Here is a 21,660-nt window from a genome sequence, read left to right as displayed (position 1 = left end):
TGAATTCAAGGAAAGCAGCTGATAGGCGGCCCGGAATGTTACATATGTTGAACGCTGCCCAATTCCGAGCGGAGTTTCCGTCGCTGGCCGACACCGTGCATCTGGCGACATGCAGCCAGGGCGCGCTGTCCGCCCGGCTGGCGTACTCGCTGCAGGAGATCGGCTACTCGCTGCGGAACAAGGGCGCGCCCTGGGACGTGTGGATGGCCGAGGTCGAGTGGGCCCGCGAGCGGTTCGCCCGGCTCATCGGGGCCTCCCCCGGCGAGATCGCGGTGCTCTCGTGCGCGTCGGAGGCCGCCTTCCAGGTCGCCTCGTCGCTCGACTGGTCGAGCCGCCCCGGCATCGTCACCAACGACCTGGAGTTCCCGTCGATCGCGCACGTCTGGCTGGCCCAGGGCGGACGCGGCGCCCAGGTACGGGTGGCCGCGGACATGGGCGAATCCGTCGAGGCCGAAGCGTACGAGCGGGTGGTGGACGAGCGCGTCAACCTGGTGTCGGTCCCGCTGATCACCTACCGCAACGGTGCCCGCCTGCCCGCCGAGGACGTCATACGGCTGGCGCACGAGCAGGGGGCACGGGTGTTCGTGGACGCCTACCAGGCCGCCGGGGTCACCCCGATCGACGTACGCGAGCTCGGCTGCGACTACCTGACCTCGGGCTCACTGAAGTACCTGCTCGGCCTGCCCGGCATCGCGTTCCTCTATGTACGCGAGGGCCTGGAGCATCAGCGCGACCCGGAGCTCACGGGCTGGTTCGGCCGGGTGAACCCGTTCGCCTTCGACACCCGGCTGCTGGACTTCCCCGGCGGCGCGCGGCGCTTCGAGACCGGCACGCCGCCCGTGCCGTCGGCCTACGCGGCCAACGCCGGGTTCGATCTCATCGAGCGGGTGGACCCGCGGGCCGTAAAGGATCATGTGTCGGCGCTCGTCGAGGAGCTGGCCGAGCGGCTGGCGGCGGCGGGCGAGCGGGTGGCGAGCCCGGCCGGCGCGCGCGGGCCGCAGGTGGCGATAGCGGACGACGACCCTCCAGGGCTGGCCGCCCGGCTGGGCGCGCGGCGCATCGTGACCGCGCCGCGCGGCGACCTGCTGCGCATGTCGTTCCACTACTACAACGACCGGTCCGACGTGGCGGCCGTCGCGGACGCCATCAGCCTCTGCCGGAAGTCCTGAAACCTCCACTCAGAACTTCCGGAGTACGGCGGAGCCGGGCGGGCTCCGCCGTACCAGGTGGCGGGATCAGTGCCGGGTGGCTGGATCAGTCGTCGTGGCCCCAGCCCCACTCGCGGTAGGACTGCTGGGTCTGGACGTTCAGCTGGTCGGCGTGTACCCGGGCGGCACCGTCGGTCAGCCGGTCATTGATCTTGATGACATCCAGGCCCTCGTTGAAGTCGGCCGCGTAGATGTAACCGTTGTAGTAGTACGCCGACCACACGCCGCCGCCACTGTTGTCGGCGCGCGGGCCACGCTCGAAGTAGCCGATCTCCTTCGGCGCGGCCGAGTTGGTGAAGTCCCAGATCGAGACCCCGCCCATGTACCACGCCTGGACCATGATGTCCTTGCCCTTGACCGGGATCAGCGAGCCGTTGTGGGCCACGCAGTTCTCGCTGTCGGCCTGGTAGCGCGGGATCTTGAAGTAGCTCTTGAAGACGAGCCGGCCGTGCGAGATGTCATAGATCGCGTCGGCGCCGCGGTTCGGTCCGGTGGCCTCGTTGCAGGTGGCCGCGCCGCCGCCGCCGAGCTCGTCGGTGAAGACGACCTTCTTGGCGTCGTTGCTGAACGTCGCCGAGTGCCAGAAGGCGAAGTTCGGGTCGGTGGTCCTGGCCGTGACCTTCGGGTTCAGCCGGTCGGAGATGTCGAACAGCACGCCGTCACCCATGCAGGCGCCCGCCGCGATGTCCTTCTCCGCGTACACGGTGATGTCGTGGCAGCCGCTGGTCGGGATGAGCAGCCCCGGCTGGGTCTCGTTGCCGCCGTCGGGGAAGACGACCGGGGTGGATGCGACGGCCGCCGCGGTCGGGTTCCTCAGCGGCACCTTGACGATCGAGATCTTGTCGTGCGGCGGCAGGCAGTCGGGGAAGGTCGCGTTCGGGTTGTACGACTGCACGTAGATGTAGACGTTCTTCTTCTTGTCCCAGCCCTTGCCGGGCACCAGCGTCAGCGTGTGCGAGCCGCAGTTGGTCTCGACGGACTTGATGTACTTGGGCGCGGTCTTGTCGCTGATGTCGAAGATCCGGATGCCCTCCCAGGCCTCCTTGTGGTCCGCCGACAGGGCCGTGCTGTTGCAGGAGTCGTCGCTGCGCGAGGAGTCGACGGCGGTGAAGAGCAGATTGCCGTAGACGGTGACATCCATCTGGCTTCCGGGACACACGACCGAACTGACCGGCGTGGCCTTCTTCGGGTTCCGGATGTCGTAGATCGAGAAGCCGCCGTAGTTGCCCACGTAGGCGTAGTCACCCTGGAAGGCGATGTCGGTGTTGATGGTGGCGGCGATCGGCGCCGGTTTGGGGATGTTCAGCACGTGGGTCACGTTCGGGCTGGTCACCACGGTGTCGGCCGGCGGGATGTCGGCGGCCAAGGCCGGCAGCGCGGTCAGTCCTAACGCCACGGCGGCTCCGGCCGCGACCAGGGTCCTGCGAAGGGTCAGCACCCTCGGGCTCCTTCCGGGTCATAAGGCACACATAAATGACAAAATTCTGACCCAGATTGTCAGCCCTCGCCTAGCGAGCACTGTGTCAAGAAATTTGCTGACTTGCCCTATTTCCTCGAAGTCGAGAAGGCGTCTATAGTGCGACGTCGCGACTCCCCGCCGTCAAGGAGGTCAGGTGCGCAACGCACTCACCGTCGGCACCTGCGCCATCCTGCTCGTCACCGGCTGCTCGGGGGGCACCTCCGCGGCCCCACCCGCCCCGACCTCCGGCGCGACGGCTCCCGTCATCGCTCCCGGACGGCCCGGCGAGGAGGCCAGGACGCTGAGCCCGAGCGAGGCCGCCACCGCCGTACCGCCCCAGAAGGCCAACGCGGCCGACGTCCGCTACATGCAGAACATGATCATCCACCACCGCCAGGCCCTCGACATGGCCCTGCTGGCCGCCTCGCGGGCGTCGAACGACGGGGTGAAGCGCCTGGCGTCGCGGATCAACCAGGTGCAGGGCCCGGAGATCGCCATGATGACGGACTGGCTGAAGGCCCAGGGCCAGCAGGTGCCCGACCACCACGCCGCCCACGAGGGCATGCCGGGCATGGCCACGCCGGAGCAGATGGAGAGCCTCAAGGCCGCCAAAGGGTCGGCGTTCGACCAGCTGTTCGTCCAGCTGATGACCGCCCACCACCAGGGCGCGATCACCATGTCGACCGAGGTCATCACCCAGGGCTCGCACCTGCGCGTCCAGGAGATCGCCGAGGACATCTCAGTGAGCCAGGCGGCGGAGATCCGGCGAATGGGACAACTGCTCTAAGCCGACCCGCCAGGAAGGCGCTCTAGAAGCGCCCCGGAATGTCCTCCAGAAGCCGACCCGCCAGAAATGCGGTCTAGGAACCGACCCGCCAGGAATGCAGGTATTCCTCCTGCTCACCCGTGAGCGTGTCGATCCCGATCCCGGCGGCGGCCAGCTTGAGCCTGGCCACCTCGTGGTCGATCTCCTCGGGCACGTCGTAGACACCCGGCAACAGCCGCGCCCGCCCCTCGGCCAGCCAGGCGACCGCCAGGGCCTGGGCCGAGAACGACATGTCCATCACGGCCGCCGGATGCCCCTCGGCCGCCGTCAGATTGACCAGCCGCCCTTCGGCCAGCAACAGCAGCCGCCGCCCGTCCGCCAGCACGTACTCGTCGGTGTTGGGCCGGACCCCGTGGTGGACCTCCTCGGCCAGCTCGTCCAGGGCCCGCACGTCGATCTCGATGTCGAAGTGCCCGGCGTTGGCGAGGATGGCGCCGTCCTTCATCGCGGCCAGATGCTCACCCCGGATGACGTCCCGGTTCCCGGTGACGGTGATGAACAGATCCCCCACCGCGGCGGCCTCCGCCATGGGCCGCACCTCGTATCCCTGAAGGGTGGCGTCCAGCGCCTTGACGGCGTCGATCTCGGTGACGAGCACCCGCGCCCCCAGCCCCTTGGCCCGCTCGGCGACCCCCCGGCCGCAGTAGCCGAACCCGGCCACCACGACGGTCCGCCCCGCCAGCATCGTGTTGGTGGCCCGCATGATCCCGTCGAGCGTGGACTGCCCGGTGCCATACCGGTTGTCGAACATCCGCTTGGTCCGGGTGTCGTTCACGGCCACGACCGGAAACCGCAACGCGCTCTCGGCGGCCATCTGCCGCAACCGGATGATCCCGGTCGTGGTCTCCTCGCAACCTCCGGAGACCCCGTCCAGGAGATCGGTCCGCTCGGTGTGCAGGATGTTGACCAGATCACACCCGTCATCCAGCACAAGATCAGGAGCCAGATCAAGCGCCTGGTGGATGTGCCGGTAGTAGGTGGCCCGATCCACCCCGGCCCGCGCGTGAACGGCGATCCCATAGCCCCGCAACGCCTGGGCGACGTCATCCTGCGTGGACAGGGGGTTGGAGGCGGCAAGAGCGATCTCAGCCCCGCCGGCCTTCAACGCCCCCATGAGCACCGCGGTCTCGGCGGTGACGTGCAGGCAGGCAGCGATCTTCAGGCCATCGAGCGGCCGCGAGGCGGCGAACCGCTCCCCCACGGCCGTCAGCACCGGCATGGACCGAGCGGCCCAACTGATGTGCCGCTCTCCACTCTCAGAAAGATCCACGCCCAACACCCCACACTTCCCCGAAGAAGACGGTCAAGAAGACGCACGTAACGGCGCCCAGCCCCGCATCACCGGAGGAGCGTTCCCCTGGACAGACGCCAACCCCGTGCGGGGTTGGCGCTCACCGTGCTCTGCCGTAAAGAAAGAAATCAGCACCGACAGTGGTCGGGCTTGGAAGAAATCAGTACCGGTAGTGGTCGGACTTGTACGGGCCCTCGATCGGGACGCCGATGTACTCGGCCTGGACCTTGGTCAGCTCGGTGAGCTTCACGCCCAGGGCGTCCAGGTGCAGGCGGGCGACCTTCTCGTCCAGGTGCTTGGGCAGCACGTAGACGCCGATCGGGTATTCGTCCGTCTTCGCGAACAGCTCGATCTGCGCGATCACCTGGTTGGTGAACGAGTTGGACATGACGAAGCTCGGGTGCCCGGTGGCGCAGCCCAGGTTCATCAGCCGGCCCTCGGCCAGGACGATGATCGAGTGGCCGTCGGCGAACACCCACTCGTCCACCTGCGGCTTGATGTTGCGCTTCTCGACGCCGGGCAGCTTGGCCAGGCCGGCCATGTCGATCTCGTTGTCGAAGTGACCGATGTTGGAGACGATCGCCTGGTGCTTCATCTTCGCCATGTGCGCGGCGGTGATGATGTCGAAGTTGCCGGTCGTGGTGATGAAGATGTCGGCCTGGCCGACGACCTCGTCCAGCGTGGTGACCTGGAAGCCGTCCATGGCCGCCTGGAGCGCGCAGATCGGGTCGATCTCGGTCACGATGACGCGGGCGCCCTGGCCGCGCAGCGCGTCGGCGCAGCCCTTGCCCACGTCGCCGTAGCCGCAGACCACGGCCACCTTGCCGCCGATCAGCACGTCGGTGGCGCGGTTGAGGCCGTCGATCACCGAGTGGCGGCAGCCGTACTTGTTGTCGAACTTGGACTTGGTCACCGAGTCGTTGACGTTGATCGCCGGGAACAGCAGCGAGCCGGTCTTGTGCATCTCGTAGAGACGGTGCACGCCGGTCGTGGTCTCCTCGGTCACGCCCTTGATGCTCTCGGCGATCGCGGTCCACCGCTTGTCGTCGCCGACCGTGCGCTGCAGCAGGTCGATGATGACGTGCCACTCCTCCGGGTCGTCGTCCGTGGCGGACGGGACGGCCCCGGCCTTCTCATACTCGGCGCCCTTGTGGACGAGGAGCGTGGCGTCGCCGCCGTCGTCGAGGATCATGTTGGGGGTTACCCCGCCGGGCCAGGTGAGCGCCTGCTCGGTGCACCACCAGTACTCCTCCAGCGTCTCGCCCTTCCAGGCGAAGACCGGGACGCCCTTGGGGTCCTCGACGGTGCCCGTGGGGCCGACGACGACCGCGGCGGCGGCGTGGTCCTGGGTGGAGAAGATGTTGCAGCTGACCCAGCGGACCTCGGCGCCGAGCGCGACCAGCGTCTCGATGAGGACGGCGGTCTGGATCGTCATGTGCAGGGAGCCCATGATCCGCGCGCCGGACAGGGGTCGCGCACTTGCGTACTCACGGCGGATGGCCATGAGGCCGGGCATCTCATGCTCGGCGAGCCGGATCTCCTTGCGGCCGAAGTCGGCAAGTGAAAGGTCGGCGACCTTGAAGTCCATCGGGTTTTCCCCTCGCATCACGGAGTTGTCGCGACGAGTTTAGGTGCCGTCCGAGCAAGGTCGCATCTCTACCACCCGAAAGCTGACGTAAGAATGTAAGGATGCGCATCACTGAAGCGGCCAGGCGGCTCGGCATGTCCCCGCGAATGCTCCGATACCGGGAGGCTCTGGGCCTTCTGCCGCCCGTCCGGGAGCAGGGTGCGCATCGGCGGTTCGGAGCGGACGAGCTCGCGGCCGTGGCTCAGGGGATCGAGCTGGAGAAGCGGTTCGACATCTCGCCCGCCGAATTGGCGTTCGCGTTGCGCGTGCTCAGCGAGCCCGCCGTGGCGGGCGCCGTACGCGATCTCGGCGTGCGGATCGGGCGCATCCAGGCGCCGCGCCGTGCCCTGGACTTCGAGCAGGAGAAGGCGTTGCGGCTCCTGCGAACCTCCGCTCCCGGACAAGCGTCCAAACGGTCATGATGGAACTGCTGATGGCCACCGTGCTCGCCCTCTCCCCGGCGCAGCTGACCGGCGAGGTCAAGGTCTACTTCTCCAAGGGAGACGGCATTCCCGGCAAGGTGGTCGCGGTGACCAGGAAGGCGCCCGATCGCGGCGTCGCCACGTTCGCGATCGAGCAACTGATCGCGGGCCCGACCAAGGCGGAGCGCGGGAGGGGCCTGCGCTCCGAGCTGACCGGACGGCTCCGCGGGCCGTCCGACTGCGGCGCCGACTTCAAGCTGAAGATCAAGGACGGCAAGGCCACGCTGCGCTTCTGCCGGACGGTGTGGGGCAGCGGCGTGGGCGGCGACGCGCGCGCCCTGCACACGATCGCCACCACGTTGAAGCAGTTCAAGTCGGTCAAGAAAGTGATCACGCTGGACAAGGACGGCCGCTGCCTGTTCGACCAGTCGGACGCGGGCACGTCCTGCATCACCGGCCACGAGTAGGGGCCGCTACGCGGCGCTGGCGGGGGCGTGGAGCTGCTGGGCGAGCCACGGTAGGGCCTGCGGCAGCTCCCTGTTCCAGGTGTTGAAGTTGTGCCCGCCGCTGGGCAGGATCAGCGACGACGCCTGCATCGGCGGCTTCACCGCGGCCAGGAACCGCTGCGTCGACCCGTAGTCGGCCTCGCCCTTCTTGCTGCTGGTGACCAGCACGGTGACCGGCGGCGCGGGCAGGCTGGACAGCCGCCACATGAGGTCATTGCGCTGTTCGACCGCCTTGTCCCCGCCGAACAGGTCACCGGTGGTGCCGTCGATGATCGTCTTGTAGTAGCCCGAGAGCGACACGGCGGCCGAGAACGCGTCCGGATGGGTCATGGTGAGCTTCAGCGCGCAGTAGCCGCCGGTCGAGCCGCCCAGCACGCCCCAGTAGTCCCGGCCGCTCCCCACCCGGTAGGAGGCGATCATGTCCCGCCGCACGTCGGTGGCGAAGTACGCCTGCACCTGCGGCCCGTTCGGCACGTCAACGCACTCGGTGTCGCGCGGCAGCACCACGCTCGGCCGCATCATCACCAGGATCGTCGGCTTGACCTGGTGCTTGGCGATCGCGCTCGCCATCCGCCCCGGCAGGTCGAGCCGGGTCATGAGGTTGCGCGGGTCGCCCGGGTAGCCGGTCAGCGACAGGATCGCGGGGAAGCGCGCCTGCTTGTCGGTGAAGTAGGCCGAGGGCAGGAAGATGTACGCCTCCTCGCTGAGGTGAGTGGTCGGCCCCGGCATCATCACCTGCTCGATCCGCCCACCCCGTACGGCCCGCTGGGACAGCACCTTGATGCCCGCGCCGACGCCCGCGACCGTGATGGGCGCCGATCCCGTGTCGGTGCCGAGCACGTCGTCCCACGAGCCGTAGAAGCCGAAGTACGAGTTCCCGATCAGGGCGAGCGCCACCAGCGTTAACAGCTGGTCTCCCGCGAGCACACCCACCCTGCCCAGTACGGCCGGCCAGCCGCGGCCGCTCAGGCGGGGCCACAGCCAGACGGTCGCGACCAGCGCTCCTGCCGCGAGCACCAGCGCGAGGAATTGAAGTTTCACCGAGGTCAGTCCCATATCGCCCTCCACGATAGGCATACTCCGCGCGGCGTAAGCATCGGGTTAAGCCCCTGCGGCACATCTGTCGGCGCGGACCCCGGTTCGGCTCGTCGGCCTGATCGCCGGTTGGCCCGGTCTCGGACCGGAATCACCTGATCACCACCGGCGAGCTAACACAGCCGTTATAGAGCCTCGAATCTAATATGGAGCTGTGAAGAGGCTCGCGCGCCCATGGGTGCCGACTGTCACCGGCTACGCCTCACTGATGATCGGTCTGCTCGACATCATCAGGGCCGTGGCCCCGGGATTCGGTCGCACGAGGATGGGCCAGTGGTCCGACCTGCTGCCCGGCATCGTCACCACGCTCGCGCGGGCGACGGCCCTGATCGTCGGCATCCTGCTGGTGATGCTGGCGCATGGGCTGCGCCGCAGGAAGGCGCGGGCGTGGCGGGCGATGGTGGTGCTGCTGCCGGTGAGCGCGGCCATAGAGCTCGTCCACCTGCGCCACCTGGTCACGGCCGTGCTCAGCCTGGTCGTCTGCGTGGTGCTGCTGCTGAACAGGCATGAGTTCGCCGCACTGTCCGACCCCCGCACCCGCTGGCGGGCGCTGTGGAACTTCCTCGGGCTCGGCGCCCTCGACCTCGGCCTCGGCTACCTGCTGGTCAGCGCCCATCCGAGGGTCATCGTCGGCGACCCGAGCGTGCTGGACCGGTTCCAGCACGTGGTGTACGGCCTGGTGGGCGTCGAGGGCCCGGTCACCTACACCGACGACCGCGTCTCGGACCTGGTCTACCTCTCGCTGATCGCGCTCGGCACGCTGACCGCGGTCACCTCCCTCTACCTGCTGCTGCGCCCCGAACGCCCGATCTCCGAGCTCACCGAGGACGACGAGCGGCGGCTGCGCGACCTGCTCGGCAGGCACGGGCAGCGCGACTCGCTCGGCTACTTCGCGCTCCGCCGCGACAAGAGCGTGCTCTTCTCCCCCTCGGGCAAGGCCGCGATCGCCTATCGGGTCGTCTCGGGCGTCATGCTGGCCAGCGGCGACCCGATCGGCGACCGCGAGGCGTGGCCGGCGGCGATCGACGGGTTCATGGCCAAGGCCAGACGGCACGCCTGGGTTCCTGCGGTGATCGGCTGCGGCGAGGTCGGCGGCGAGGTGTGGACCCGCAGGACCGGGATGTCGGCGCTGGAGCTCGGCGACGAGGCGGTGGTCGAGGTCGCCGACTTCACGCTGGAGGGCCGGGCCATGCGCAACGTCCGCCAGATGGCCAACAGGGTCGAGCGCGGGGGCTACACCTGCCGCGTCCGACGGGTCGCCGACCTGACCGGGGACGAGAAGGAACGGATCAAGCAGGCCGCCGTCTCCTGGCGCGGCACCGACACCGAACGCGGCTTCTCCATGGCGCTCGGCCGCTTCGGCGACCCCGCCGACGCCGACTGCGTGGTGGCCACCGCGCACAAGGACGGCGAGGTCAAGGCCGTGCTGCACTTCGTGCCGTGGGGGCCGCACGGCATCTCGCTCGACCTGATGCGCAGGGACCGCGACGCCGAGCCCGGACTGAACGAGCTGCTGATCGTCAAGACCCTCCAGGCCGCGCCCGAGATGGCGATCAAACAGGTCTCGCTGAACTTCGCGATGTTCCGGGCGGTGCTGGCCAGGGGCGAGCGGCTCGGCGCCGGGCCGGTGCTGCGGGCGTGGCGCGGGCTGCTCGTGTTCCTGTCGCACTGGTTCCAGATCGAGTCGCTGTACCGGTTCAACGCCAAGTTCCGGCCGATCTGGGAGCCGCGGTTCGTGGTCTACCCCAATGCCCGGGATCTGCCGCGGATCGGAGTGTCGGCGTTGCAGGCCGAGGCGTTCATCACGCTCGGTCTGCCCAGCCGCGGCTGGCGCCGCGCCACCCGCCTCATCAGACGCAACACGGCCCCACTGACCTCATAGCCGCGCAAGCGCGCGCCCGGACGCGCCAGGCGACCTTCAGGGCGGGAGAGCGCGGGGACAGGCCCGTCAGACGGCCGGGGTGAGAAAGTGCGGGACAGGCCCGTCAGGCGGTCGGCGTGTGCGAGCGGTCGAGGTCCGGCTCCAGGTAGATGACCCGGGCGATCGGTACGGCCTCACGGATCCGCCGCTCGGCCTCGTCGATCCCCCTGGCGACCTCGGAGGCCGAGTCGTCGTGCGAGACCGCGATCTTGGCCGCCACCAGCAGCTCCTCCGGCCCGAGGTGCATCGTGCGCATGTGGATCACCCGGTCGACCGCCGGCGTGCCCTCCAGCGCGGTCCGGATCTGAGCCTCCATCTCCGCGGAGGCCCCCTCACCGACCAGCAGCGACTTGGTCTCGATGGCCAGCACGACCGCGATCACGGCCAGCAGCAGGCCGATCATCAGCGTGCCGACGCCGTCCCACACGCCGTCGCCCGTGATGACCGCCATCGCCACGCCGAACAGCGCGAAGATCAGGCCGAGCAGCGCGCCGAGGTCCTCCAGCAGGATGACCGGCAGCTCGGGCGACTTGGACCGGCGGATGAACGTGACCCACGACTGGCTGCCACGCAGCGGGTTGGACTCCCTGATCGCCGTACGGAACGAGAAACCCTCCGCGATGATCGCGAAGATCAGCACCGCGAACGCCCAGATCGGCGACTCCACGTCGTGCGGATGCAGGATCTTGGTGACGCCCTCATAGAGCGAGAACGCCGCACCGATCGTGAACAGCACCACGGCCACCACGAACGCGTAGAAATAGCGCTCGCGCCCATATCCGAAAGGATGTGCCTTGTCCCGCTCCCGCTGCGCCCGCTTGCCGCCGAGCAGCAACAACAGCTGGTTGCCCGAGTCGGCGACGGAGTGGATGCCTTCGGCGAGCATCGAGGACGACCCGGTGAAGAACGCGGCCACGAACTTCGACACGGCGATCGCCAGGTTGGCGGTCAACGCCGCAATGATCGCTTTGCTACCGCCACTCGCGCTCACCGGAGAACTCCACTCATTATGATCATGTCGTTAAAGGCCCGAAAAGGGATCCTATTGCGAAATTCTGGCCTTAAGCTCCGTGATCGCCGGCACAGGGGTGGGATCGACGCCATATCCGAGAGCCAGATAGGTGGTCGCGTAGTCGCCCAGGCCGATCAGCGAGGCGATCCGCTCCAGCGGATGCGTGCCTTCGGCGGACAGCTCGGTGACGGGCACGTCGCGGTCGCCGGCCAGGCGTACGGTCGCCTCGCGGCGCCGCGCCACCCGCGGGTCCTCCTCGACGTCGCGCAGCATCACCAGCCTGAGCGTGTGGCTGGCGGCGTCGGCGAAGATGTCGCGCTCGGCCATCGGCCCGTCGAAGGCGGCCACCTGGTTGTGACCGGCCTCGGGCAGCTCGCCGAAGATCGCCGGGTATTTGGCGTTGGTGTTGAGCTGGCAGGCCAGCCGGTAGCCGGCGACCGCGGTGACGGAGGACGAGCCCCAGATCATCGGCACGCTCTCGGCCAGCTCCATGGCCAGCGTCTTGCCCGGGTTGACGAAGGACTCGCTGGACGGGCGGCACCGGTGCGCGATGTCCTCCAGCGTCCCGGCCACCCGCTCGTAGAGCTCCTCGTCGGCCTTGACCAGGCCCAGCGAGGCGGCGGACACGATCAGCGGGATCGTCAGCAGCCAGAGGTTGGCGCGGGCCTGCCCGGTCGCGGGCACCGCCACGTAGACGGCGGACGCCTGCCTGGCGATCGCCTCCAGGGGTGAGTCCGCGCTGCCGACCGCGAGCAGCGAGCAGCCGCGCCGCACGGCCTCCATGGCCGCGGACAGCGTCTCCTCGGTGCGGCCCGAGCACGACACCGCGATGACCAGATCGGTGGCGCCCACCCAGCCGGGCAGCTGGTGGGAGCGCAGGGTCACGATGGGCATCGGGGCGCCGTTGCCGCAGACCGCGGCCAGGACGTCGCCCGCGATGGCGGAGCCGCCCATGCCCACGACCACGACCGCGCGCGGGCGTACCCGAGAGGTCAGCCGGTCGACGCCCGCCTCGACCGCGGCGCGGTAGGCGATGCGGACCTGGGCGGCCGAGGCCGCCACCGCCACCAGCATGCCGCCCGGGTCACCCTCAGTGAGATGGTGCTGGTCATCGAGCCGCTCGGGCTCCCAGGTCACGGCTTCCTGGCCTCGTCGACGAGCAGGACGGGAATGTCATCCCTGACCGGGTAGATCAGGCCACAACCCGTGCAGACCAGCTCCTCGGTCTCGCTCTCCGCGCGCAGCGGTGACTTGCACGCCGGGCAGGCCAGAATCTCCAGCAGCCAGTCGTCGATCTTCACACTGACACCCCTCTAACCATGGCGAGGACCTCGTCCCGTATCGCCGTCATCTTGCTCTCGTCCGCCGCCTCGGCGTTGAGCCGCAGCAGCGGCTCGGTGTTGGAGGCGCGCAGGTTGAACCACCAGTCGGAGCCGGTCACGGTGAGCCCGTCGAGCTCGTCGACGGTGCCCCGGGACTCGAACGCCCCTCGTACGGACCGGAGGGCCGCGTCCTGGTCGGCGACCGTGCTGTTGATCTCGCCCGAGGCGTGGTAGCGCGCATAGGCGCCGATCAGCTCCGACAGCGGGCGGTCCTGCTCGCCGAGCGCGGCCAGCACGTGCATCGCCGCGAGCATGCCGGAGTCGGCGAACCAGAAGTCGCGGAAGTAGTAGTGGGCGGAGTGCTCGCCGCCGAAGACCGCGCCCGTGCGGGCCATCTCGGCCTTGATGAAGGAGTGCCCGACGCGGGTGCGCACCGGCTCGCCGCCGTGCTCGCGGACGATCTCCGGCACCCCCGCCGACGTGATCAGGTTGTGGATGATCGTCTCGCCCGGGTATTTGCCCAGCTCGCGTACGGCCACCAGCGCCGTGACGGCGGAGGGCGAGACGGACTCGCCGCGCTCGTCGATCACCCAGCACCGGTCGGCGTCACCGTCGAAGGCCAGCCCGAGGTCGGCGCCCGTCTCGCGGACGGCTCGCTGCAGATCGCGCAGGTTGGCCGGCTCCAGCGGGTTGGCCTCGTGGTTGGGGAAGGAGCCGTCGAGCTCGAAGTAGAGCGGGATCAGCTCGATCGGCAGGCCCTCGAAGACGGCGGGAACGGTGTGCCCGCCCATGCCGTTGCCCGCGTCGGCGACCACCTTCAGCGGCCGGATGCTCGACAGGTCGACCAGCTTGCGCAGGTGGTCGGCGTAGCCCTGGAGCAGGTCCTTCTCGATCAGCGAACCGACCGGCTCGGCGGTGTCGCCGAGCAGCTCGGCCGCGCGGTCGCGGATCTCGGTGAGGCCGCTGTCGCCGCCGATCGGCACCGCGCCCGCGCGGCACATCTTCATGCCGTTGTAGCGGGCCGGGTTGTGGCTGGCGGTGAACATCACGCCGGGCAGCCCGAGGCTGCCGCTGGCGTAGTAGAGCAGATCGGTGGAGCCCAGCCCGGCGTGCACCACGTCGGCGCCGCGCGAGCGCGCGCCGCGCACGAACGCGGCGGACAGCGGCCCGGAGGACTCCCGCATGTCATGCGCGACCACGACCGACCGTGCCCCGGTCACCTCGACGAAGGCCGCCCCCACGGCCTCGGCGGTCGGCTCGTCGAACTCGTCAGGCACCACGCCGCGAACGTCGTACGCCTTGAAGATCTTGGCGAGGTCGCCCACTCTCCAGCTCCGCCCCTAGGTCGTCACGTGTACGAACGAGCCTACCGGTCGCGATGTTGCTGGGCGGACCGAAGGACGCGCAGGTGCCCCCTGCGCCCGACCTCGACCCCTTGGCCGACCGGCTCGCCCCCGCCGGACGGCGCCGGCCTGGCGGCCTCCCTGACGGCGTTGGCCAGCGCCTCGAGGTCGTCGGAGCTGGGCGACGTGCCGTCCGTGGGCAGCCGCACCACTTCCCAGCCGCGGGGAGCGGTCAGCCGCTCGGCGTGTTCGGCGCACAGGTCGTAACAGTGTGGCTCGGCGTACGTCGCCAGAGGGCCGAGAACAGCGGTCGAGTCGGCGTATACGTACGTGAGCGTGAAGACTGCAGGCTGGCTGCAAGCGGTGCGGGAACAGCGGCGGACGGGGCTCACGGAGGGACCGTATCTGGTAAGAGTGCGAGGCGCCACTATCTGAGCGCTCTTAACGAGCGTGTCGCCACAATTCGGACACCTGTCGCAGCCTTTCTCCCCAACTGCCCCGAAGCCGCCTCCCCGTACACTTGCCGTGTGAACCAACGGCGTGGCCCCAGACGGCGTGACCGGCACGGTCGCGGCATGCGCGGCCCCCTCGCGCCCTCTCACGTGCCGATCGCCAGATCACGCAGCGAACGCTTCGACGACCTCGTGCTCGACGCGGTCGACCGGCTCCGGCCGCAGTGGGGCAAGCAGCTGGCGGCGGTGGAGTTCGCGGTCGAGGAGGTGCCGCCGCTGAGCGAGCTCGGCGACGGGCCCCGGCTCGGCTCCGAGCCGATCCCGTTCGGCCGCGCCGACGTCGCGCGCGGCCAGGACCCGGCCGCCGTCGTCATCTACCGGCGGCCGCTCGAGGCCCGCGCCCGCGACCGCGACACGCTGGGGGCACTGGTGCACGACACCGTGGTCGAGCAGGTGGCCACGCTCCTCGGCCTGTCTCCCGAGACCGTCGACCCGGGCTACGACGACCGCCGCTGACCACCTGGGCCAGCGCGGCGGCCGAAGGTTTGGCAACCCTTGCCTAGTTGCGGAGAGTAGCCATACGATTACCGTGCGTGTTCATCCGATCCATGCGAAGGAGAGCATCTGTGGGCAGGCACGAGAAGCCCGACAGCCCGAAGGCCGAGGCCCTCGATCCGAAATCCGCCGCGAGCCGAGAAGCCAGCTCCAACAAGGACCAGAACAAGACCTCCAACGGCGCCCACAGCGCCGACTCGAAGGACGGAAAGAAGTAGTGAACGACACGGCGCAGGGGGTTGAACGCCTGATCGAGCACCTCGACGAGTTCGACGACATCGGGCCACGCGTCAAAGGGGCGATCCGCGCGGTGCCCCGCCATCTGTTCATTCCTTCGGTCGCGCTCCCCGTGCCGACCACCCCCGACAGCGCGTACATCATCGACCGCGACGCCGACCCGGACGCCTGGTGGGACGCGGTCTACTCGCCCCACTCCATCGTCACCCAGCTCGACGACGGGGCCACCGACATCAGGGCCAAGGTGGGCGGCTACTCCTCCTCGGCCTCGGCGCCGAGCACCGTCGCCGACCTGCTCCAGATCCTGGACACCGTGCCAGGCCGCCGGGTGCTGGAGATCGGCACGGGCACCGGCTGGACCGCCGCCCTGCTGTCCCATCTCGTCGGCGCGGAGAACGTGACCTCGATCGACGTCGACCCCGTGGTGGCGGAGCATGCCGCCAAGAACCTGAGCGCGGCCGGCGTGCACCCGCACCTGATCGTCGGCGACGGCGCGGCCGGCTGCCCGGAGCGGGCGCCGTTCGATCGGGTTCACGTCACCTGCGGCATCCGGACCGTGCCGTACACGTGGGTGGAGCAGTGCCGCCCCGGCGGGGAGATCGTGCTGCCCTACTGTCCCGGGTTCGGCGACAACCACGCCCTGCGGCTCGTCGTCGCCCCGGACGGCACCGCGTACGGCCGCTTCCTCGGCTTCGCCTCGTACATGATGATGCGCTCCCAGCGTCCCGTCGCGGACCGCCCGGCGCGCGGCCCAGAGGACAAACACCGCTTCACCACGCGCGTGGACCCCCGCACGATCGCCTACGCTCCGTCCGGAGCGGACCTCGCCATCTCGTCGCTGACGGGCCTGACCTCGAGCGGCAGCGCGGAACCGGACGAAGACGGAGAGCTGTACCGGATATGGGTGTCCGACCCCGACGAGGCGTACTCGTGGGCGACCGTGGCGTGGCGACCCAACACAGAGGAGTACGAGGTCTACCAGGTAGGCCGGCGGCCTCTGTGGGAGGAGGTCACCGATGCCTACTTCCGCTGGGTGAGCTGGGGCAAGCCCGACCGCGACCGGTTCGGCATGACCGTCACTCCCGACGGCCAGCAGATATGGCTGGACGCCACGCCCATCGGGGAAGCACGACGGATGACCTGGCCGTCGGCTTCGGGATCGGGGTCCAGGTTCGGGCGGGTGCCAGCGGCCGTTCGGTGAGCGGCGACCCGCCCACCACGCAGGCGAAAAAGGGGTCACACGGCAGCCCGTGCGACCCCTTCTCTCTCCTATATCCCTTATATCGCTAAACGGCCTCTCGCTTGATCCTTCTGCGCTCCCGCTCGGACAGCCCACCCCAGATGCCGAACCGCTCATCGTGTTCGAGTGCGTACTCAAGGCACTCCGCACGTACTTCGCACGATCGGCAGACCTTCTTGGCCTCTCGGGTGGAGCCGCCCTTCTCCGGGAAGAACGCCTCCGGATCCGTCTGAGCGCACAGCGCACGCTCCTGCCAGCCGAGTTCTTCAGCGTCAAGCTCATCTTGTGCGATGACCAGATCGGTCACTGCACACCTCCCTGCCGCCCGCCCGCAATGGAGCCCCCCATGGAACGCCTTCCTTACTACCCACCCACAGGAAGGCGTAACAACATGGTTGTAATTACACGCGTGTGCCGTACGTGGAGTCAAGCGGCATGCCGGTATCCGGGGAAAGACCAGATCTCGCCCCGGTGTGCATGGCATGTGATGTTTGCACCCCGGCCTTGGCCCTGTATCCATGGCGTTGGCCTGGTGTGTTGCAACGTCTGGCAGTGGTCCGAACCGTACCAGGGCGGGAGAGACTCCCGCCCGTGGCCCACCTTCTCTCTAGCCGTGCTTTAACGGTCTCTTACCTACGTGGCTCGTTGGGGCTGTATATGGCCGTGGGGTCGATCGGGTCGTCTCCCTGCCGGGGCGCGTCGCCGCCCAGCGCGTCACCGCGGTACATCGACGGGTCGAGCCGGACGGTGGACTCCGCCGGGTGATCGCCCCAGCCGGCCGCCGGGGGCTGCGACTGGTGGTGCGGCTGGTAGGGCTGCGGCTCGTACTGGCCCGGCTGGGGCTCGTACTGGGCCTGGGGAGGCTCGTAAGGGACCTGGTGGGCAGGGGCCTGGTGGGCGGGAGGCTGCGTCGGGTAGCCCGGCTGCTGGTGCTGCGGGTGGCCGAAGGGGTCGTCGTACGGCCTGGCCTGCTGCTGGCTCGCGTAGTCGGGAACGCGCAGGTCAGAGGGGGCGCCGGCCGCCGAGTGCTGGTACGTCTCGGCCTGCTGGTAGGCGTCCAGGAGTTGCTGGGAACGCGGGTCCACCGGCGGGTCGGGCTCCTGGTAGGCGGCTGGGGTGGCGTACTCGTGACCCGAGAAGCCGGTGAAGGGCTGGCCCTGGGGTTGGGGCTGGCTCTGGGGCTGGTCGAAGGCGTTATGCCCGAAAGGCTGCTGGCCGAACAGGGGCTGCGGCTGGGCGGGCGACTGGGCCTGGTTCTGCGCCGGGGGTTGGGCCGGGTCGGCGGGCGCCCACGGGTTCGGCTGGCTGTCGACCGTCTGGTAGGCGTTCGCCTGGCTGTCCGTGGGGGCGTAGGCGCTGGGCTGACTGTCCGCAGGGGCATACGCGTTGGGCTTGCTGTCCGCGGGGACGTACGAAGCCGCCTGGCTGTCCGGCGTGCTGAACGGGATCAGCTGGTTGTCCGGCGTGTTGTAGGGGATCGCCTGGCTGTCCGGCGTGTTGTACGGGATCGCCTGGCTGTCCGGCGTGTTGAACGGCTGGGAGAAGGCGCTCGGCTGGCTGTCCGCGGGGACGTATGGGGCGGGCTGGTACTCGGGCTTGGGCTGGTAACCGCCGTCGGGCGTCGGGAAGCTCGGGTTCGTTTGCCCGAAGCCGGGCTGGGGCTGGGGCGGGGGGAAGCTGGGATCCGTCTGGCCGAAGCCGGGCTGGGGCTGGGGCTGGGGCTGGGGGAAGCCCTGGTCTGGCTGGTCGCGGTCGGTCGTGGCGGGGAATGCGACGGTAACCGGCTGGGGGATCGAGGCCGGCTCCGGAGCGTAAGAGGGCTGCTCGGGCTGGCCGCCGTAACTGGGCGGCTGCTGGCCATAAGCGGGCTGCTCAGGCTGGCCGCCATGACTCGGTGGCTGCTGGCCATAACCCGGCTGCTCGGGCTGGCCGCCATAGCTCGGCGGCTGCTGGGCGTAGGCGGGCTGCTCAGGCGCGCCACCGAAACTCGGCGGCTGCTGACCAAAAGCAGGTTGCTCAGGCTGGCCGCCATGACTCGGTGGCTGCTGGGCGTAGCCGGGCTGCTCGGGCTGGCCACCGTAACTGGGGGGTTGCTGGCCGAAAGACTGCTGGTCGGGGGGTTGCTGGCCGTACGGTTGCTGCTGGCTGGGGGGTTGCTGACCGTAAGGGGCGCTGGGGAACTGCTGGCCGTACCCCTGCTGGGGCTGGACGGCGGGGCGGTCGGGCAGGACCTGCGGGAGCAGGTAGACCAGCGCGATGGCCGTCAGCGCGAGCACCGGCACGCCCCTGATCGCGAACTCCGCCGTCAACCGCGCACCACTGCCCGCGAACAGCCCGAGGATCAGCGTGATCGCGCCGAACAGGGTGGCGATGGCGAGCATGGCCGCCGCGCCGAACGCGACCGGCTTGGCCTGGGACGACGGGGTGCCGACCTTGGTGAGCAGCACCACCGAGCCGACGAGCAGCGCCGTGGTGACGGGGCTGGTGAAGTTCCCGAAGTTGCTGAAGGCACGGTCCGCGAAGGAGAGGTCGGCGACCACGGAGCCCGAAGAGCTGACCAGGACCTTGCCGATGGCCACGAGGATGTTCAGTCCGCCCCCGGCGAGCATGAGCCAGGCGGCCGGCTCCCTCAGCCGGGCTACGTCAAGTTTGCTCACAAGTACCCCCATCGGACCCTTTGGCCCGAAGGGAGTTTGCCACATCGCTGACTTTGGCGACGGATGTCCGAGCAACCTCTTACGTGCCAGACGTCCACATAAAGCATGGTTTGCTGGGTTTTTCGGAGACCGAAGCGTTGTAAAGCCGCATCCCGAGACAGGTGTGTCGGTGGCCGATGCGAGACTGGTCCGCATGCACATCGTGTCCCTCGCCGGCGGCATCGGCGGCGCCCGCTTCCTGCGTGGCCTGCGGGCGACTGCCCCCGACGCCCAGATCACCGTCATCGGCAACACGGGCGACGACATCACCCTGTTCGGCCTGCGCGTCTGCCCCGACCTCGACACCGTCATGTACACCCTGGGCGGCGGCATCGACGAGGAGCAGGGCTGGGGCCGCGCCAAGGAGTCCCACGCCGTCAAGGAGGAGCTGGCGGCCTACGGGGTCGAGCCGCAGTGGTTCGGGCTGGGCGACCGCGACTTCGCCACGCACATCGTCCGGTCGCAGATGCTCGAGGCCGGCTACCCGCTCTCCCAGATCACCGAGGCGCTCTGCGCGCGCTGGCAGCCGGGCGTGCGCCTGCTGCCGATGAGCGACGACCGCTGCGAGACGCACGTCGTGGTCTCCGACGAGCGCGGGCGGCGGGCAATCCACTTCCAGGAGTGGTGGGTACGCCTGCGCGCCGCCATCCCCGCCGAGTCGATCGCGCTGGTCGGGGTCGAGACCGCCAAGCCGGCCCCGGGCGTGCTGGAGGCCATCGCGGAGGCCGACGTGGTGATCCTGCCGCCGTCCAACCCGGTGGTGAGCATCGGCACGATCCTTCAGGTGCCGGGCATCCGCGACGCGCTGCTGGCCAAGACCGTGGTGGGCGTCTCCCCCATCATCGGCGGAGCGCCGGTGCGCGGCATGGCCGACGCCTGCCTGACCGCGATCGGGGTCGAGACCAGCGCCCAGGCGGTGCTGGACCTCTACGGCGCGGAGCTGATCGACGGCTGGCTGGTCGCCGAGGAGGACTCCGGCGTCGCTCTCGACGGGGTCAGGGTGGAGTCACGACCGCTGATCATGCACGACGCCGACGCGGCGGCCGACATCGCCCGCGCCACCCTCGACCTGGCCCTGGAGCTCGCCCGATGACCCCCACGAGTCCGATCGAGCCCACCATCCCGGCCGAGCCCACCGACGTAGCGAGTCCGGCCGGCGGTCTGGCCGGTCGGGTCGAGGTGTTCGGGGTTCAGGGCATCGGTGAGGTGCGGCCCGGTGACGACATCGCGGCCCTGCTCGGCGGCGCCGACCTGCGCGACGGCGACATCCTCGTCATCACCTCCAAGATCGTGAGCAAGGCGGAGGGCCGCGTCCGCCAGGCCCCCGACCGCCAGGCCGCCATCGCCGAAGAGACCGAGCGTGTGGTGGCCAGGCGCGGCGACACCGTCATCTCGCAGACCCGCCACGGCTTCGTCATGGCCGCCGCCGGGGTCGACGCCTCCAACACCACCCCCGGCACGGTCCTGCTGCTCCCCGAGGACTCCGACGCCTCCGCCCAGCGCATCCGCGCGGCCCTGGCGACCCGCGCGCGGGTGGGCGTGATCGTCTCCGACACCTTCGGCCGCCCGTGGCGCCACGGGCTGACCGACGTGGCCATCGGCGCCGCCGGCGTGACCCCGCTCGAAGACCTGCGCGGCGGCTCCGACACCCACGGCAACCCGCTCAACGCCACCGTGACCGCCCTGATCGACGAGATCGCCGCCGCCGCCGAGCTGGTCAAGGGCAAGCTCGCGGGCGTGCCCGTGGCCGTCGTACGCGGCCTGTCCCACCTGGTGACCGAGGAGGACGGGCCGGGCGTCCGGGCGCTGGTCCGGCCGGCCGACGAGGACATGTTCCGCTACGGCTCGCGTGACGTGGTGTTCGCCCGCCGTACGATCAGGGAGTTCTCCGCCGAGCCGGTGGACTCCGATGCCGTACGCCGGGCGGTGGCGGCGGGCATCGCCGCGCCGGCGCCGCACCACACGACCCCGTGGCGGTTCGTGCTCGTCGAGTCGGCGCAGACGAAGGTGAAGCTGCTCGACGCCATGCGCGACGCCTGGATCGCCGACCTGCGGGCCGACGGGTTCACCGAGGAGTCGATCACCAAGCGGGTCAGGCGCGGCGACGTGCTGCGCAACGCCCCCTACCTGGTCGTGCCGTGCCTGGTGATGGAGGGCTCCCACACCTACCGTGACGAACGGCGCAACGCCTCCGAGCGCGAGATGTTCATCGTGGCGACGGGCGCGGGCGTCGAGAACTTCCTCATCCAGCTGGCCGTCGAGGGACTCGGCTCGGCGTGGGTGTCGTCCACGATGTTCTGCCGCCCGGTGGTGCGCGAGGTGCTCGACCTGCCGGAGTCGTGGGACCCGATGGGCTGCGTCGCGGTGGGCCACGCGGCGGCCCCGCCCCGGGACCGTCCGCCCCGCGATCCGCGGGACTTCATCCTGACGCGCTGACAGCCAGTCAAA

General features: G+C 69.6%; 21 protein-coding genes. 10 read left to right on the top strand and 11 right to left on the bottom strand.

Features of this window, described 5'->3' with window-relative positions:
• Positions 1–44: 44 nt before the first annotated feature.
• Positions 45–1,169 carry an aminotransferase class V-fold PLP-dependent enzyme gene (locus tag AB0B61_RS14765; protein ID WP_358431869.1) on the top strand — a complete coding sequence of 375 codons (1,125 nt, stop codon included), beginning with the start codon at positions 45–47 and terminating at the stop codon, positions 1,167–1,169.
• Between the two features lie 85 nt (positions 1,170–1,254).
• Here the strand turns inward: AB0B61_RS14765 and AB0B61_RS14760 are convergent, their stop codons facing one another.
• Positions 1,255–2,646 (bottom strand): hypothetical protein, encoded by a 1,392-nt coding sequence (locus tag AB0B61_RS14760; protein ID WP_358431867.1) that lies wholly within the window; start codon positions 2,644–2,646, stop codon positions 1,255–1,257.
• A 175-nt stretch (positions 2,647–2,821) separates the two neighbouring features.
• On the opposite strand from AB0B61_RS14760, the gene AB0B61_RS14755 reads away from it, so the two are divergent.
• On the top strand, positions 2,822–3,454 hold the full coding sequence (locus tag AB0B61_RS14755; protein WP_358431866.1) for a DUF305 domain-containing protein: 633 nt from the start codon (positions 2,822–2,824) through the stop codon (positions 3,452–3,454).
• A 73-nt stretch (positions 3,455–3,527) separates the two neighbouring features.
• On the opposite strand, the gene AB0B61_RS14750 is transcribed toward AB0B61_RS14755, so the two are convergent.
• Entirely contained in the window at positions 3,528–4,763 is a 1,236-nt protein-coding gene (locus AB0B61_RS14750; protein ID WP_358431865.1) for an adenosylhomocysteinase, read from the bottom strand.
• A 181-nt stretch (positions 4,764–4,944) separates the two neighbouring features.
• Positions 4,945–6,372: an adenosylhomocysteinase gene (gene ahcY, locus AB0B61_RS14745; RefSeq protein WP_358431864.1), complete on the bottom strand. Its 1,428-nt coding sequence runs from the start codon at positions 6,370–6,372 to the stop codon at positions 4,945–4,947.
• A gap of 101 nt (positions 6,373–6,473) precedes the next feature.
• Here ahcY and AB0B61_RS14740 point away from each other — a divergent pair, with 101 nt between their 5' ends.
• Together AB0B61_RS14740 and AB0B61_RS14735 are read left to right on the top strand one after the other, a co-directional pair.
• The gene (locus AB0B61_RS14740) at positions 6,474–6,833 is read left to right on the top strand and encodes a MerR family DNA-binding transcriptional regulator (RefSeq protein ID WP_358431863.1); all 360 of its coding nucleotides are present in this window, start codon (positions 6,474–6,476) and stop codon (positions 6,831–6,833) included.
• Positions 6,830–7,300, top strand: coding sequence for a GerMN domain-containing protein (locus AB0B61_RS14735; protein WP_358431862.1), 471 nt, complete (start codon positions 6,830–6,832; stop codon positions 7,298–7,300). Before AB0B61_RS14740 ends, AB0B61_RS14735 begins: the two co-directional genes overlap by 4 nt.
• A gap of 6 nt (positions 7,301–7,306) precedes the next feature.
• On the opposite strand, the gene AB0B61_RS14730 is transcribed toward AB0B61_RS14735, so the two are convergent.
• Entirely contained in the window at positions 7,307–8,395 is a 1,089-nt protein-coding gene (locus AB0B61_RS14730) for an alpha/beta hydrolase-fold protein (protein WP_358431861.1), read from the bottom strand.
• Between the two features lie 193 nt (positions 8,396–8,588).
• Between AB0B61_RS14730 and AB0B61_RS14725 the strand changes: the two genes are divergently transcribed.
• On the top strand, positions 8,589–10,316 hold the full coding sequence (locus tag AB0B61_RS14725) for a phosphatidylglycerol lysyltransferase domain-containing protein (protein WP_358431860.1): 1,728 nt from the start codon (positions 8,589–8,591) through the stop codon (positions 10,314–10,316).
• A 103-nt stretch (positions 10,317–10,419) separates the two neighbouring features.
• Here the strand turns inward: AB0B61_RS14725 and AB0B61_RS14720 are convergent, their stop codons facing one another.
• The 5 genes from AB0B61_RS14720 to AB0B61_RS14700 are packed head-to-tail and all read right to left on the bottom strand — an operon-like array spanning position 10,420 to position 14,424.
• Positions 10,420–11,346 (bottom strand): cation diffusion facilitator family transporter, encoded by a 927-nt coding sequence (locus tag AB0B61_RS14720; RefSeq protein ID WP_358431859.1) that lies wholly within the window; start codon positions 11,344–11,346, stop codon positions 10,420–10,422.
• 51 nt (positions 11,347–11,397) lie between these two features.
• Entirely contained in the window at positions 11,398–12,504 is a 1,107-nt protein-coding gene (locus AB0B61_RS14715) for an SIS domain-containing protein (RefSeq protein ID WP_358431858.1), read from the bottom strand.
• Complete coding sequence (locus AB0B61_RS14710; protein WP_214633501.1) at positions 12,501–12,668, bottom strand: Trm112 family protein; 168 nt, start codon at positions 12,666–12,668, stop codon at positions 12,501–12,503. The genes AB0B61_RS14715 and AB0B61_RS14710 overlap by 4 nt, the downstream gene beginning before the upstream one ends.
• A complete protein-coding gene (locus tag AB0B61_RS14705) occupies positions 12,665–14,014 on the bottom strand; it encodes a phosphomannomutase/phosphoglucomutase (protein WP_358431857.1) in 1,350 nt (449 codons plus the stop codon). The genes AB0B61_RS14710 and AB0B61_RS14705 overlap by 4 nt, the downstream gene beginning before the upstream one ends.
• Before the next feature lie 41 nt (positions 14,015–14,055).
• On the bottom strand, positions 14,056–14,424 hold the full coding sequence (locus AB0B61_RS14700; protein ID WP_214633499.1) for a DUF3499 domain-containing protein: 369 nt from the start codon (positions 14,422–14,424) through the stop codon (positions 14,056–14,058).
• Between the two features lie 183 nt (positions 14,425–14,607).
• On the opposite strand from AB0B61_RS14700, the gene AB0B61_RS14695 reads away from it, so the two are divergent.
• From AB0B61_RS14695 to AB0B61_RS14685, 3 genes are all read left to right on the top strand, one after another.
• A complete protein-coding gene (locus AB0B61_RS14695; protein ID WP_357647905.1) occupies positions 14,608–15,000 on the top strand; it encodes a metallopeptidase family protein in 393 nt (130 codons plus the stop codon).
• A 110-nt stretch (positions 15,001–15,110) separates the two neighbouring features.
• Positions 15,111–15,257 (top strand): hypothetical protein, encoded by a 147-nt coding sequence (locus AB0B61_RS14690; protein WP_357949029.1) that lies wholly within the window; start codon positions 15,111–15,113, stop codon positions 15,255–15,257.
• Positions 15,257–16,477 (top strand): methyltransferase domain-containing protein, encoded by a 1,221-nt coding sequence (locus AB0B61_RS14685; protein WP_358431856.1) that lies wholly within the window; start codon positions 15,257–15,259, stop codon positions 16,475–16,477. Before AB0B61_RS14690 ends, AB0B61_RS14685 begins: the two co-directional genes overlap by 1 nt.
• Positions 16,478–16,562: 85 nt before the next feature.
• Here AB0B61_RS14685 and AB0B61_RS14680 read toward each other — a convergent pair whose 3' ends face one another.
• Positions 16,563–16,823: a WhiB family transcriptional regulator gene (locus AB0B61_RS14680; protein ID WP_214633495.1), complete on the bottom strand. Its 261-nt coding sequence runs from the start codon at positions 16,821–16,823 to the stop codon at positions 16,563–16,565.
• A gap of 322 nt (positions 16,824–17,145) precedes the next feature.
• The gene (locus AB0B61_RS14675; protein WP_358431855.1) at positions 17,146–19,173 is read right to left on the bottom strand and encodes a hypothetical protein; all 2,028 of its coding nucleotides are present in this window, start codon (positions 19,171–19,173) and stop codon (positions 17,146–17,148) included.
• Positions 19,174–19,366: 193 nt separating this feature from the next.
• Here AB0B61_RS14675 and cofD point away from each other — a divergent pair, with 193 nt between their 5' ends.
• Complete coding sequence (gene cofD / locus AB0B61_RS14670; protein WP_225295970.1) at positions 19,367–20,305, top strand: 2-phospho-L-lactate transferase; 939 nt, start codon at positions 19,367–19,369, stop codon at positions 20,303–20,305.
• A 68-nt stretch (positions 20,306–20,373) separates the two neighbouring features.
• Complete coding sequence (locus AB0B61_RS14665) at positions 20,374–21,648, top strand: coenzyme F420-0:L-glutamate ligase (RefSeq protein ID WP_358431924.1); 1,275 nt, start codon at positions 20,374–20,376, stop codon at positions 21,646–21,648.
• Positions 21,649–21,660 lie beyond the last annotated feature (12 nt).

The sequence above is a fragment of the Nonomuraea sp. NPDC049158 genome, assembly GCF_040648335.1.
In the GTDB taxonomy this organism is placed as follows: Bacteria; Actinomycetota; Actinomycetes; order Streptosporangiales; family Streptosporangiaceae; genus Nonomuraea.
The sequence above is the reverse complement of the archived record's forward strand: the minus strand, read 5'-3'. Positions and strand labels throughout refer to the sequence as shown.